The 13437-nt window shown below is 62.0% G+C and carries 9 protein-coding genes, 2 tRNA genes and 2 pseudogenes; 8 read left to right on the top strand and 5 right to left on the bottom strand.

The window, feature by feature from the left end; genetic code table 11:
- The first annotated feature begins 34 nt into the window (after positions 1–34).
- A tRNA-Ile gene (locus tag Q2M23_RS20345) sits at positions 35–110 on the top strand.
- 181 nt (positions 111–291) lie between these two features.
- Here Q2M23_RS20345 and Q2M23_RS20340 read toward each other — a convergent pair.
- The gene (locus Q2M23_RS20340) at positions 292–789 is read right to left on the bottom strand and encodes a class I SAM-dependent methyltransferase (RefSeq protein WP_316396793.1); all 498 of its coding nucleotides are present in this window, start codon (positions 787–789) and stop codon (positions 292–294) included.
- 1298 nt (positions 790–2087) lie between these two features.
- Between Q2M23_RS20340 and Q2M23_RS20335 the strand changes: the two are divergent.
- Positions 2088–3092: pseudogene (locus Q2M23_RS20335) on the top strand (tyrosine-type recombinase/integrase); the annotation flags it as partial.
- A 189-nt stretch (positions 3093–3281) separates the two neighbouring features.
- Here the strand turns inward: Q2M23_RS20335 and Q2M23_RS20330 are convergent.
- A tRNA-Glu gene (locus Q2M23_RS20330) sits at positions 3282–3356 on the bottom strand.
- Positions 3357–3942: 586 nt separating this feature from the next.
- On the opposite strand from Q2M23_RS20330, the gene Q2M23_RS20325 reads away from it, so the two are divergent.
- The 3 genes from Q2M23_RS20325 to Q2M23_RS20315 all read left to right on the top strand — a co-directional run bounded on the left by Q2M23_RS20325 (position 3943) and on the right by Q2M23_RS20315 (position 7187).
- Positions 3943–4395 carry a (2Fe-2S)-binding protein gene (locus Q2M23_RS20325; RefSeq protein WP_028333166.1) on the top strand — a complete coding sequence of 151 codons (453 nt, stop codon included), beginning with the start codon at positions 3943–3945 and terminating at the stop codon, positions 4393–4395.
- A 1-nt stretch (position 4396) separates the two neighbouring features.
- Positions 4397–6712, top strand: coding sequence for a xanthine dehydrogenase family protein molybdopterin-binding subunit (locus tag Q2M23_RS20320; RefSeq protein WP_316396792.1), 2316 nt, complete (start codon positions 4397–4399; stop codon positions 6710–6712).
- Positions 6713–6914: 202 nt separating this feature from the next.
- Positions 6915–7187, top strand: a complete 273-nt coding sequence (locus tag Q2M23_RS20315) for a hypothetical protein (RefSeq protein ID WP_316396791.1) — start codon at positions 6915–6917, stop codon at positions 7185–7187.
- Positions 7188–7369: 182 nt separating this feature from the next.
- On the opposite strand, the pseudogene Q2M23_RS20310 reads toward Q2M23_RS20315, so the two are convergent.
- From Q2M23_RS20310 to Q2M23_RS20300, 3 genes and pseudogenes are all read right to left on the bottom strand, one after another.
- A pseudogene (locus Q2M23_RS20310) lies at positions 7370–8993 on the bottom strand (hypothetical protein); the annotation flags it as partial.
- 154 nt (positions 8994–9147) lie between these two features.
- On the bottom strand, positions 9148–9795 hold the full coding sequence (locus tag Q2M23_RS20305) for a Rieske (2Fe-2S) protein (RefSeq protein ID WP_316396790.1): 648 nt from the start codon (positions 9793–9795) through the stop codon (positions 9148–9150).
- Between the two features lie 126 nt (positions 9796–9921).
- Entirely contained in the window at positions 9922–10257 is a 336-nt protein-coding gene (locus Q2M23_RS20300) for a hypothetical protein (protein ID WP_028333161.1), read from the bottom strand.
- Between the two features lie 21 nt (positions 10258–10278).
- On the opposite strand from Q2M23_RS20300, the gene Q2M23_RS20295 reads away from it, so the two are divergent.
- The 3 genes from Q2M23_RS20295 (at position 10279) to Q2M23_RS20285 (ending at position 13268) form a co-directional block, all read left to right on the top strand.
- Complete coding sequence (locus Q2M23_RS20295) at positions 10279–11298, top strand: RluA family pseudouridine synthase (protein WP_316396789.1); 1020 nt, start codon at positions 10279–10281, stop codon at positions 11296–11298.
- Between the two features lie 216 nt (positions 11299–11514).
- A complete protein-coding gene (gene rpoH, locus Q2M23_RS20290; protein ID WP_024581019.1) occupies positions 11515–12411 on the top strand; it encodes an RNA polymerase sigma factor RpoH in 897 nt (298 codons plus the stop codon).
- Between the two features lie 449 nt (positions 12412–12860).
- On the top strand, positions 12861–13268 hold the full coding sequence (locus tag Q2M23_RS20285) for a hypothetical protein (RefSeq protein WP_057018049.1): 408 nt from the start codon (positions 12861–12863) through the stop codon (positions 13266–13268).
- The last annotated feature ends 169 nt before the right edge of the window (positions 13269–13437 follow it).

Genomic DNA, 13437 nt, shown 5'->3' with positions numbered 1-13437 from the left:
TTGTAAACGATGCTGCGCCGTCGCCTCAGCAGCGGGGCCTGTAGCTCAATGGTTAGAGCCGTCCGCTCATAACGGTCTGGTTGCAGGTTCGAGTCCTGCCAGGCCCACCAGACGACACACGCACGCGCGCGGAGACACCTGGTGCCGACGATCTACCGCGAGCAGCGATCTTGCTCTTTGCGCCATTCCTCTGACATCACGTTATAGATTGTATTGTCGATCCGGCCGTCGAGCTTGTCGACATGCATGGCGCAGGCGTCGCGTCAGGCGGTCGTATTCGGCTTGCAGCCACTACGGACCCGTCGTCAGTACACAAGCGGCCTGTTGCCCCGAATACGATATCCAATTAACACCATAGTTGGTCTCACGGATGAATTCGTCGAACGCTAATCTTTCATGCTTCTCGAACCCTACGTAGTTGAAGTATTCGTCAAACACGATAACGCATCCCGGACGAATCTGAGACTTGAGACCCGTAAAAATACTTCTTGTGCTTGAATATATGTCGCAATCGACGTGGATGAACGCAATGGCCAGCTCGCGCTGAGCAAACGCCGGAATCGTCTCATCAAACAGACCAACAATAAGCTCTACGTTCTCCGGAACGTCAGGCGCCTTACCTCCGCGATCGAAGTCCACTGGAAGGTATCCGTTCCAGCGCTCCGGGAGGCCAATAAAGCTATCAAAGCCATAAAACTTCCGCTCTCGAAATCGCTCGGCCATGGTGCTGATGGTATAACCGCTATAGACGCCGAACTCGAGGACAACACCCGCACCCGCCTTTGACAAGGCATCAAACCTGAACTCATCATGATCGGCAAAAAAACAGCATCGGCCATTTCTGTACGGATTATCTCAATGGCTTGTTCCTGCGTAATCACAGACAAAGTACGAAACAAGCTATGGTTTGTTCTGGGTAGCCCGTACATTTCCGCAGCAGTTACAAGTTTGCGCAGGTGTTCATTTGCAATGTCCTGCTTGCTAAGCATTGTCGACAAAGCTTCGGCAACCTCGCTGGAGGATCTTGCTAGCCTATCAATTGCCGCCAATAGGCGATCATCAACCGTTTCTTCCATCGCGTCATTCCTTTGACTACGCAAAGATCAATTGCTCTCGCCGATCCCAACGAATTTATCTCATTGATCCTCGGAGAAGCGGTGACTTTCAAAGAAGCATTTCTTGGGCCAAGTAGCCGGCTTTTCGGCGCCGACCCTCGAGCGGCCTCCAATTTTCACTAGGCTCTGCAATGCCTGGTCTAGTGACCAGTCGTTGGTCAGTGCACGCGCAAGATGTCGCGTCCCAGTTGGTAGATGGATCCCGCAAGGTCCGTGTCGTCCAAGGAGGGAGCCAGATGGAAATCCGTCGAGCCTACGCGAAGTACGAAGCGCAATCAGCAGCCCCGCACCTAGAGCCGGGCGGCATCAAGTTCAGGCGTTAGGCCGGCAAGACTTTGGAAAGTGGTCAGGATCTAGAATCGGGCTGATCTCCTACATGTGTGCTGCGGGCTTTGACGCAAGCCGCCGTCGGCGGAGCGGAACGAAAGGCTCAATATTGGTGACCGCGCCATAGCGCCTGCCGTCTTGTGTTGCCGTCGATGACCTCATCGGCGATCTGGTGTGTACGTGTTATTCATCCCTACCAACCAGCAGCGTTCGGTCCTGATTGTCACATCAGCTCTTGCGACCCATGCCTTCCTGACCGACCTGCTCGCGGGAGCCTCTTCTGTTCCTTGACAGCGGCCCGACATTCATCGACGAGAATTTTGAGGCTGAACACGCATTGTCCCGTGCTACCATCCGATTTGTGCGCCACTGCACGCATGGGCTTCCGAATCGGACCGCGCGCCCTTGCTTGGACGAGCCAAGCACCTTCATGTTGCGATGCACAGATCGGCGGAATGGATCGCCTGTCATAGGGCATCGCGATGCCACGGCAAACAGCGCTACCGCCATCACTGGCACCACGGCTCATCAGTCGCGAGGCCGCCGCCGCGTACGTCTGCGTGTCACCCAACACCTTTGATGAGATGGTGAAGAACGGCCAAATGCCCCGAGCACGATTGCTCGGGGAGCGGCGTCGGGCTTGGGATGTCCGTCAACTTGACATCGCCATTGATGAACTGCCTTCCGATGGCAATAATACCCGCGTTGACGACACGTGGAAGGATATCGATGCCCCGCAAGCTGCCGCTTCACGTCGAGCGTAATCACGTCAAGGGCCATACGTATCTATCCTTTCGACGTGGGAAAGGACCTCGCTCTCGTCTGCCGAATGACCCCACGAGCGAAGAATTTATGGTGGCATACCAAGCCGCGTTGCTCGGCCAATTCGTACCGGTCCGAGATCGGTTTGTGCCGGCCGCGCCTGGCACTATCGCGGCGCTCATCGCCTCCTACATGAAGAGCGCCGAATACGTTGGCCTCCGTGACACGAGCAAGACGGGCTACATTGGCCGTCTTGAGACGCTCCGGATCGAACACGGTCATCGCACAGTCGCCGGGCTCTCGCGCGAGCGCATCATCACTGGCATTCTTCAACCCTATGCGAATCGCCCAGGTGCGGCACTCGATACACTGAAGAAGCTTCGGATACTGATCCGTCACGCGATCAACATCGGATGGCTGAAGCATGATCCGTCATTGGGTATCAAGCGGCCGAAGATCAAGAAAATTCGGTCGTGGACCGACGACGAAATTGAGCAATTCAAAAAATGCTGGCCGCTCGGGACCAAGCAGCGCACTGCGTTTCACCTGTTCCTCAATCTGGGTCAGCGTCGCTCCGACGTAGTCAGGATGGCGCAGACGCACATCACGCCAGAACGCAAGATCAGGATAAAGCAACAGAAGACTGGGCGCGAGCTCCTCATCCCGTTGCATCGGGACACCGTCGAAGCGCTCAACGCATATGACATGCAACGCGTCGTGATCATTACGACTGCTTATGGCAAGTCCTTCACCGTTGATGGTTTCAGTGGATGGATGCGTGACGCTATCTCGAAGGCCGGACTGCCTCTCGATTGCAAGCCGCATGGTCTACGGAAAGCCGCCGGACGTTTGCTCGCCGAAGCCGGCGCAACGGCGAAGATGATCATGTCTGTCCTCGGACACACGACGCTAGCTGAAGCCGAGCGCTATACGGAGGAGGCTGATCAGGCGGCCCTCGCGGAAGACGCGGTGATCAAGCTTGAAGGACACAACGCGAACAGGATTCCCCAAACCGCTTCCGCAGGTTTGGGGAAAACGCCGAAAACCAAAGGGAAATCAAGTCGAAAGGTCTCAGGCTGGCGCTCCCTAGGGGAATCGAACCCCTGTTTCAGCCTTGAGAGGGCCGCGTCCTAACCGCTAGACGAAGGGAGCGTTGAGAGGCAAGGCAATAGCCTTGAAATCCGGCCGCCGCAAGATGCCTTGTGCATTGCGGCGGGGATTTTGTCACGCATGCTTTACGAACGCCGCCGGGGGCATCCGGCGCCATAGCGCTGGATTCCGGGTTCATCGCCGCGCGATGCCCCCAGGTGCGCAATCGCGCACCGGGGACGGCGGTGCCGGGCGAGATGCCGCGCGTGCCTTTGCCCGAGCGCGTCGCACCTGCACGCTACAGTGGCACCGCCCGCGCGATTGCATGATGGCCACCCTGAGATGTCATGTCGTCGTCGTGCACGGCCCTGCTTTCGCCAAATGGCAATGCAAAACACTTGGCTGTGAAGTCACCCGGCGTCCGTCTCTGCTAACATCGCAGCCCTTCACCATGCTGCGCCCCGCACGGCGCCGGACAAGCGAGAGGAGTGCTTGGAACAAAGCGCAAGCGCTTGACGGCCTTGGCGCACGGCAGATTTGGCTCACGAATATCTTGGCACAACAAACATCAGCGCGGTCGCAGGCCATGGAAGACGTTCCGCACCTCGCGCCGCACAGGTCAATAGCTTAAGCAGAGCGAGGACAGACCATGATCAAACTAAAAATCAACGGCCAGGAACAGAATTGGGACGGCGACCCGGATCTTTCGCTGCTCTGGTATCTCCGTGACGAAGCAGGCCTCACGGGCACCAAGTTCGGCTGCGGCCAGGCGCTGTGCGGCGCCTGCACCGTGATCGTCGACAAGGAGGCGGTTCGCGCCTGCATCACCTCGGTGTCCGACGTCGTCGGCCGCGAGGTCACCACCATCGAGGGGCTGCATCCGACCGGCGACCATCCGGTGCAGAAGGCCTGGCGCCAGGTCAACGTGCCGCAGTGCGGCTACTGCCAGGCCGGCCAGATCATGCAGGCCGCGGCGCTGCTGGACCAGAACCCGAAGCCCAGCCACGACCAGATCCGCGAAGCCATGGCGGGCAATATCTGCCGCTGCGGCTGCTACCAGCGGATCGAGAATGCCGTCCATCTCGCATCGACGGGGGTGTGACATGAATATCCGCACCAATCCCAGTAAGCTTCGCGGCTTCGAGAAGCACGTGAAGGTCGAGAACGTTTCGCGCCGCAGCATCCTCAAGGGGCTCGGCATCGCCGGCTCTTTCGTGCTCGCCGCGCCCGTGATGACGCGCCAGGCGTTCGCCTATGAAACCGGCGCCGGCAAGATGCCGCACGGCGTCGTGGTCGACCCGCGCGTGTTCGTCGCGATCGCCCCCGACGGCATCGTCACCATCCTGGCGCACCGCTCCGAGATGGGCACCGGCGTGCGCACCAGCCTGCCCTTGATCGTCGCCGAGGAAATGGAGGCCGACTGGTCGCGCGTCCATGTCCAACAGGCGCATGGCGACGAGGTCAAGTTCGGCAACCAGGACACCGACGGCTCGCGCAGCACGCGGCACTATCTGATCCCGATGCGCCAGATCGGCGCCTCGGCGCGCTCGATGCTGGAAGCCGCCGCCGCCAAGAAATGGGGCGTGCCGGTCACCGAGGTGAAGGCGCAGAACCACGAGGTGGTGCACAGCGCGAGCGGCCGCAAGGCAGGCTTCGGCGAACTCGCGGCCGACGCCGCAAAGGAGTCGGTGCCGAGCGTCGAGGGCCTCAAGCTGAAGGACCCCAAGGACTTCCGCTATCTCGGCAAGGGCCAGGTCTCGATCGTCGACCTGCACGACATCACCACCGGCAAGGCGCATTACGGCGCCGATGTCCGGCTGCCCGGCCTGAAATACGCCGTCATCGCGCGTCCGCCGGTCACCGGCGGCAAGCTCAAGTCGTTCGACGACAGCGCGGCCAAGAAGGTGCCGGGCGTCGAGAAGGTGATGGAGGTCAAGGGCTGGCCCTGGCCGTCCAAGTTCCAGCCGCTCGGCGGCGTGGCCGTGATCGCGCGCAACACGGGCGCCGCGATCAAGGGCCGCGACGCGCTGAAGATCGTCTGGGACGACGGCGCCAACGCCAAATACGACTCCATCACCTATCGTGCCTCGCTCGAGGAAGCCGCGCGCAAGCCCGGCCTCGTGGTGCGCAAGGAAGGCGATGTCGATGCGGCGCTGAAGGGCGCCGACAAGGTGATCACGGGCGAGTACTATTTGCCGCATCTCGCCCATGTCAGCATGGAGCCGCCGGTCGCGGTGGCCGACGTCAAGGGTGACAAGGCCACGATCTGGGCGCCGGTGCAGAGCCCCGGCGGCACCCGCGAGGACGTCGCCAAGACGCTCGGCATTCCCGAGGACAATGTCACCGTCAACGTGACGCTGCTCGGCGGCGGCTTCGGCCGCAAGTCGAAATGCGACTTCGCGCTCGAGGCGGCATTGCTGTCGAAGGAGCTCGGCGCGCCGGTCAAGGTGCAGTGGACCCGTGAGGACGACGTGCATCACGACTTCCTGCACACCGTCTCGGTGGAACGGATCGAGGCCGGTCTCGACAAGAGCGGCAAGGTGATTGCGTGGCGGCACCGCAGCGTGGCGCCAACGATCGCCTCGACCTTCGCCGCCGGCGCCAATCACGAGGCGCCGTTCGAGCTCGGCATGGGCCTGATCGACAACCCGTTCGAGATCGCCAACCTGCAGTGCGAGAATCCGGAAGCGGCCGCGTTCACGCGGATCGGCTGGTTCCGCTCGGTCTCCAACATCCCGCGCGCCTTCGCGGTGCAATCCATGGTCGGGGAAATCGCGCATGCGACGGGCCGCGACCAGAAGAAGATGCTGCTGGAGCTGATCGGAAGCCCGCGGATCGTCAACCTGTCCTCGGTGAAGGATCCCTGGAACTACGGCGAGCCCTATGACAGCTACCCGATCGACACCGCGCGCTTGCGCAAGGTGGTCGAGCTGGTCGCCGAGAAGGGCGAGTGGGGCCGAAAGGTGCCGAAGGGCCACGGCCTCGGCATCGCGGTGCACCGCTCCTTCGTCAGCTACATCGCGACCATCGTCGAGGTGGCGATCGACGACAAGGGCAAGTTCTCGGTGCCGCGGGTCGACACCGCGATCGATTGCGGCACCTATGTCAATCCGGAACGGATCCACTCGCAGATCGAGGGTGCCGCGATCATGGGGCTGAGTCTGGCCAAATACGGCGAGATCAGCTTCAAGGACGGCAAGGTGCAGCAGGGCAATTTCGACGACTTCCCGGTGATCCGGATGGACGAGTCGCCTGTGATCACCAACGTCTACATCGTGCCGCCCGGCGCGGACACCCCGCCGAGCGGCGTCGGCGAGCCCGGCGTGCCGCCGTTTGCGCCGGCGTTGATCAACGCGATCTTTGCCGCGACCGGAAAGCGCATCCGCGCCCTTCCGATCGGCAAGCAGCTGGAAACGTGAGAGGAACGTGAATCTATCAACTGCGTCATTGCGAGGAGCGACAGCGACGAAGCAATCCATCCTTCCATTTTGCCGAGCTATGGATTGCTTCGCTTCGCTCGCAATGACCTAGACAGAGTCGTGCTCATCTTATCCTTCAGGATGGAACGACGGACGAGATAGGCAGTTCTCATCGATCGCGCTTTATAGAGGAAGCAGATCGATGAGAACCCCGCCTCAGACGTTCGGGACGCTCGCGGCAGCCTTGTCCGCGGGCGTCTTTCTTTTTGCGACGCAGGCTGCGCTCGCACAGACGGACTCGCCGCCGAAAGCGACCGCGACGCGCCCGGCCAAGGTGCTGCCCGACCAGAACTCGGTTCCGAGCAGCGGCCCGCCAGCGACCACCGGCCAGACCACTGGCGAGGCCAGCCGCGATCCCACGATCAAGCAGATGAACGACGACGAGAAGCGGAAGGTCGATACCAAGGGCAAATAAAGCAAGCGCGGACCGGGAAGCGGCGGTCTCCCCATCCGCCGCTTCCCGATCGCATCGCCCCCTATAGGTGAGAAGCGTTTTCGAACGGAACGAACACCGTTTCGCTTGGAGAAAACGCGTCATAACAAGCCGGCGCTTCGGTCCTGATTCAATCAGGACCGAAGCTCGGATCACGTGGCTTACTTCTTGTCGAGCGCGAACACCCAGATCACGCCGCCTTGCGGGACGTTGTTCTCGAAGCCCTTGACCTTGCCGGCCAGAGCATCCTGGATGCGTTGCGCGTCGACGCCCCAACCTGACTGGACCGCGATGTATTGCGTTCCGTCGACCTCATAGGACATCGGCATCGCCATGATGCCGGAGTTGGTCTTCTGCTCCCACAACAGCTCGCCGGTCTTGGCGTTGAAGATTCGGAACATCCGGTCGTTGGTGCCGCCGGCGAGAACCAGATCGCCCGCGGTCGCCGTCACCGAGCCGAACAGCTGCGAGGTCTTGAAGTCGTGCTGCCAGACCTTCTTGCCGGTGGCCGGATCCCACGCCTGCAACTCGCCGAAATGATCGGCGTTCGGTGCCGGCGTCAGTCCGATGTCCTCCGGCTTGGTGCCGAGCCAGAGCTGGCCGGGTACCAGCGGCTGCTTCTCGCCCGTGAAGCCGCCGCAGAAGTTCTCGTTGGCGGGAACGTAGACGAGCTTGGTGCTCTGGCTGTACGCCGCCGACGGCCAATCCTTGCCGCCCCACAGCGACGGGCAGAACTCGACCCGCTTGCCGATCACCGGCTTGTGCTCGGGATCGACGATCGGCCGACCGGTCTCGGCCTCGATGCCCTTCCAGACATTGGTCTTCACGAACGGCCAGCCGGACACGTAGTTGATCTTGTCGGGCTTGTTCTCGAGCACCCAGAAGATCGCGTCGCGTCCCGGGTGGATCAAGCTCTTAAACGAACGTCCGTCACGCTGCAGGTCGACCAGCATCGGCGCATCGACCTCGTCCCAGTCCCAGGAATCGTTCTGGTGATACTGGAAGTGCTTCTTGATCTTGCCGGTCTCGGGATCGAGACCGATCACCGAGCTGGTGTAGAGGTTGTCGCCGGCGTGAGCCGAGCCCGGCCACGGCGCAGCGTTGCCGACGCCCCAGAGGATCGTCTTGTTGTCCTTGTCGTAGGTGCCGGTCATCCAGGCCGATCCACCGCCCGACTTCCAGTCGTCGCCACTCCAGGTCTCGTGCCCGGGCTCGCCTTCGCCGGGGATGGTGAAGGTGCGCCAGAGCTCCTTGCCGCTCTCGGCATCGTAGGCGACGACATAGCCGCGCACGCCGAACTCGCCGCCGGAGCCGCCGACGATCACCTTGCCGTCGACCACCAGCGGCATCAGCGTCAGATACTGACCCTTCTTGTAGTCCTGGACCTTGGTGTCCCAGACCACCTTGCCGGTCTTGGCATCGAGCGCGACGACATGGTCGTCGGTGGTGGCGAAGTAGACCTTGTCCTGCCACAGGCCGACGCCACGGCTGGTCGGGTGCAGCTGGAACAGATCGTCGGGAAGCTGCCGCTTGTAGCGCCAGTACTCCTCGCCGGTCTTGGCGTTGAGCGCGATCACCTGCCCCATCGGGGTCGCGGCAAACATCACGCCGTTGTTGACGATCGGCAAGTCGGATCGTAGCCATGTCGTTCTGTGAGCCAAGGAGTTGAGTGTTATAGTTGTCTTCCTAAGACCGCTTGGCCTCCGACTTTCCGTCATAGGTCCGGCGATACAGCATCCAGTTGCCGGGTTCGGGATTTTCGAGACGCGCCGAGGTCACCGAACTGTAGTTTTCGATCGGCCCCGCGACGGCATAGGTCGAAATGAGGCACGTGAATGCGACACAACTCGACAGTAACCACTGCTTGCTTGTCATGAGATGCTACCTCCCTGCTCTGTTTTGATTTTTTCAGTTTAGGTCATGCAGAAATCCCGATGTGGCCTCATCCTCCCTGCTGAGCACCCACCTTTCCGACGAATGGCGCTGCGACCGTGATCGCGCCGTCGGCAACCGTCAGCGGCAATGCCGCGAGGCGACGTGGCGCCGGCCCGAACACGACCTGCGCATTCTGCCGCGGATCGTATTCGGAGTTGTGACAGAGGCATTTCAGGACGTTCTTGTCGCCCTGCTCTTCCTTCAACCAGGCAGTGATCGGACATCCGGCATGCGTGCAGATGACCGAGTAGCAGACGATGCCGTCAGGGGCGCGGGCGCGCGTGGCATCGTCGAGTTCGGCGGGATCGAGCTTGACGAGCACGACCTCGTTCAGCCGCGAGCCCTTGCGGATGACGGAGGTCTTCGGATCCTGCGGCCAGGCGCGAATGGGCGGGCCGCCCAGGGTCAGATCGTCCGACTTGATGACCTGGCCGGCCTTGTCGCCTTCGGCGCGCACGAGCCGATCGGCTTTTTGCGGCCGCTCGCTGGCACCGGGCAGTTCTTCATCATCGGCGGCGGCGGGCTCGATCGCGGCGAGACAGGCGCAGCCTGCGAGCGCGGTCAACACCCCGCGGCGCGTCGGGTCGGCGCACGACCCTGCCGCATCGGATTCACCGGACTGTTCGATCGAAGCGCTGGAGTTGGCTTGCGACATGGCGCAAGCTGAACGTGCAACTCGGCCGAAAAGATGGCGACACACCTTCTCGATGCGAGAACGCATGCGCAAAAAATACGCTGCAGCTTTCGGTTGATCGACGGCGCGGCTTCGCGACTGCTGCGATCAGGGTTCGTTGACGAAGCTCAGCCTGCCGACAGGTTTCAGCGTCTTTGCATCAAATGTGCGAATCTCTGTTGCACCGCCCACGTCAAGCGTGAGGACCAATCGTTCGCCGGCGACACCGGTGGCGACGATGCGCGCGCCTTTCGGCAGCGCAGCAGTGACGTCGGAAACGGAAACGGGGCTTCCCTCGCTGCGATAAAGGCGGTAGCCGATGGCAATCAATACGACGGCCACGGCCAGTGCCGAGGTCAGGCCCGCGATCAGCATCATGCGCCGCACCCGCGCGATCAGCGCGGCCTGGTCGGGGGTCGGTTCGGTCACAGCGGTGTCGGTCATCACAAGGCTCTATCTTTGCAAGTGTCTTCGCAACAAGTCTCTTCGAATGGCGGTCGGAAGCTGGAGGTCGTCGTCGCCGGCGACGAGGGCTCGGCCCGGCTCGACCGCGTGCTCGCGCAGCGCAGTCCCGAGCTGTCCCGGTCCCGGCTGAAGGCGCTGATCCTCGCCGGTTCCGTGACCGTCAAGGACGCCGTCGTCCGCGACCCCGCTTATCATGTCGCCAAAGGCGATACGATCATAATCGACGTGCCGGAGGCGGCGCCCGCCGAGCCGCAGGGCGAGGACATCGCGCTCGATATCGTGTTCGAGGACGACGACATCATCGTCATCGACAAGCCGAGGGGCCTCGTCGTGCATCCCGCCGCCGGCCACGCCAGCGGAACGCTGGTCAACGCGCTGATCGCGCATTGCGGCTCGAGCCTGTCCGGCATCGGCGGGGTCAAGCGGCCGGGCATCGTGCACCGCCTCGACAAGGACACCACGGGGCTGATGGTGGTCGCCAAAAACGACCACGCCCACCAGTCGCTGACCGCGCAGTTCGCCGACCATGGCCGCACCGGGCCGATGGAGCGCGGCTACATGGCGTTCGTCTGGGGCGTGCCGAACCGGCCCCGCGGCACCATCGACGCGCCGATCGACCGCCACCCGCATGCCCGCGAGAAGATGGCGGTGCGCCAGGGCGGCCGCGAGGCGATCACCCATTTCGAGGTGCTATCGAGCTTTGCCGGCCGCGACGGCAAGCCGGTCGCCTCGCTGCTGGCGTGCCGGCTCGAGACCGGACGCACCCATCAGATCCGCGTGCACCTCGCCCATCTCGGCCATCCGCTGCTCGGCGACAGCGTTTACGGCGCCCACTTCAAGACCAAGGCCGGGCAGCTCGGCGCGGAAGGTAAGGACACACTCACTGCGCTGGGCCGGCAGGCCCTGCACGCCTATCTGCTGGCATTGGAGCACCCCCGGACCGGAGAACTTTTGCACTGGGAGGCGCCTTTGCCGGAGGATTTACTTCTTCTGCAACGGGCGCTGGAAGCGGCGGTATGACGCACCTCTCCCGGAAAAGCCGCGTTATGACAACAGGTTATACCTGCCACACGGGGACGTGACGTCAGCAATCCTTCCCTATCACGGACAGTTTGGTGTATGTTGCACCTGCGCTGAATATCCAGCGCGGAACATCGCAGCATGGCCGGCTTTAACCCAGCGGCCACCTGCCGGGCCCGCCGCTATCGGGGGCCTGAACCACTGGAGGGCGCTCAAATGGCCCGTACAGCTACGTTGCCGGTCCTCAATGGAGAATCCGGCCTCTCTCGATACCTCGCCGAGATCCGCAAGTTCCCGATGCTGGAACCCCAGCAGGAGTACATGCTCGCCAAGCGTTGGCGCGAGCATGACGATCGCGACGCGGCGCATAAGCTCGTCACCAGCCATCTCAGGCTCGTGGCCAAGATCGCCATGGGCTATCGCGGCTACGGCTTGCCGATTTCCGAGGTCGTCTCGGAAGGCAATGTCGGCCTGATGCAGGCGGTGAAGCGATTCGAGCCCGAGAAGGGCTTCCGTCTCGCCACTTACGCCATGTGGTGGATCAAGGCGTCAATACAAGAGTACATTCTGCGTTCCTGGTCGCTCGTGAAGATGGGCACCACCGCGAACCAGAAGAAGCTCTTCTTCAACCTGCGCAAGGCGAAGAGCAAGATCTCCGCCCTGGAAGAGGGTGATCTCCACCCCGACCAGGTCAAGCTGATTGCCAAGCGCCTCGGCGTGACCGATCAGGACGTGATCGACATGAACCGCCGCCTCGGCGGTGACGCGTCGCTCAACGCCCCGATCCGCGACGACGGCGAAGCCGGCGAATGGCAGGACTGGCTGGTCGACAACTCGCCCAACGCCGAAGCCCTGATGGCCGAGAGCGAGGAGTTCGATCATCGCCGCCAGGCCCTGAACGGTGCGATCGGCGTGCTCAACCCGCGCGAACGCCGCATCTTCGAGGCGCGGCGTCTGGCGGACGAGCCGATGACGCTGGAAGACCTCGCCGCCGAGTTCGGCGTGTCGCGCGAGCGCGTGCGGCAGATCGAGGTCCGCGCGTTCGAGAAGGTGCAGTCGGCCGTGAAGGGCACGATTGCCCGGCAGGAAGCCGCGCTCGAAGCCGCGCACTGATCGCGCAGCAGCGAGCCAACAGACACGAAAGCCGGCGGCAACGCCGGCTTTTTTGTTGTTTGCAAAGTGGTGCTCGGCACGCACCTCGATCCGGGGCGTGTAGCCATCAATCCGCCTGCCGACGAATGTCCGCATCAGCCTCGGGTGCGCACTCGCGAGGCGCACTCGGTCATGCCGGCTAAGGGGCCAGTTTCGGACCTTCCCGACAGGCTGCAGTGTCTTCGTGCAACGCCACCTGTTCCCCGGATGCGTCAGGTGACGTAGAATGTCGTGGCCCTTGAAGCGGGACGTGCCGAAATCACCGTCCGGGCAAACGAGCAGCACAGGTGCTATCGGCAGGCACACGCTCTCCTAGAGGCCGTTCTTTTTTCGGTTTCACACCACCGTTCACCACGAACTTTGCGCGCTGCATTTGCGGCCGCTCGTTCGGTAACGTCGGGAGAAAAGCGATGAGGAAGGTCGATCGAAGGTCCGCACTGGGAATCGCGTTGGCAGCGGTTTCGACTGCCATGATCAAGCCCGCCAAGGCTCAAGCCACGGGCTACAAGGATGCGGCACCTTGGCCAGGTGTCGTGGTGCGTGAATATGAAGGCGAGACACCATCCCTGATCCCAGGATTTAAGACGGTCTCAATGCGCGATGTCATTATGCAGCCGGGATCGAAGACCATGGGCCCCCCGATGATGAATGCCATGATCTGCCATATCACCGAAGGGGAGCTTCGGCTTGAGCAGGACGGAAAGACCTTTACGGGCAAGAAGAATTTTGTCTGGACCTGTAACAAGGAAACAAAAGAGCAGGCGTACAATGATGGGAATGTGGTCGCGATCATGCGGATCACGGACCTGAAGGCCTGAGGCTCTTTTTCTTCGCAAGAGATAGCAAGCGATAGATTGCAGGAGCGGATGGCGCACGCGACGACGCGCCATCCGCGTGCAGGACCGCTTCGGGTCTTGGTTGTGTGCAAACGGATAGGTCGGACGTGGCCGTGGTCGCCAATTATTGCAGGCGGCCGATGTTGTCGCG

The organism is Bradyrhizobium sp. 33ap4, assembly GCF_032654765.1.
Classification (GTDB): domain Bacteria; phylum Pseudomonadota; class Alphaproteobacteria; order Rhizobiales; family Xanthobacteraceae; genus Bradyrhizobium; species Bradyrhizobium australafricanum.
Note: the sequence above shows the minus strand (reverse complement) of the source record. Positions and strands in the feature narration are given on the sequence as shown.

Excerpts from the sequence above, each read along its gene's own strand:
- Q2M23_RS20325 (WP_028333166.1), top strand. The coding sequence starts at position 3,943 with ATGATCAAACTAAAAATCAACGGCCAGGAACAGAATTGGGACGGCGAC.
- Q2M23_RS20320 (WP_316396792.1), top strand. The coding sequence starts at position 4,397 with ATGAATATCCGCACCAATCCCAGTAAGCTTCGCGGCTTCGAGAAGCAC.
- Q2M23_RS20315 (WP_316396791.1), top strand. The coding sequence starts at position 6,915 with ATGAGAACCCCGCCTCAGACGTTCGGGACGCTCGCGGCAGCCTTGTCC.
- Q2M23_RS20305 (WP_316396790.1), bottom strand. The coding sequence starts at position 9,795 with ATGTCGCAAGCCAACTCCAGCGCTTCGATCGAACAGTCCGGTGAATCC.
- Q2M23_RS20300 (WP_028333161.1), bottom strand. The coding sequence starts at position 10,257 with ATGACCGACACCGCTGTGACCGAACCGACCCCCGACCAGGCCGCGCTG.
- rpoH (WP_024581019.1), top strand. The coding sequence starts at position 11,515 with ATGGCCCGTACAGCTACGTTGCCGGTCCTCAATGGAGAATCCGGCCTC.
- Q2M23_RS20285 (WP_057018049.1), top strand. The coding sequence starts at position 12,861 with ATGAGGAAGGTCGATCGAAGGTCCGCACTGGGAATCGCGTTGGCAGCG.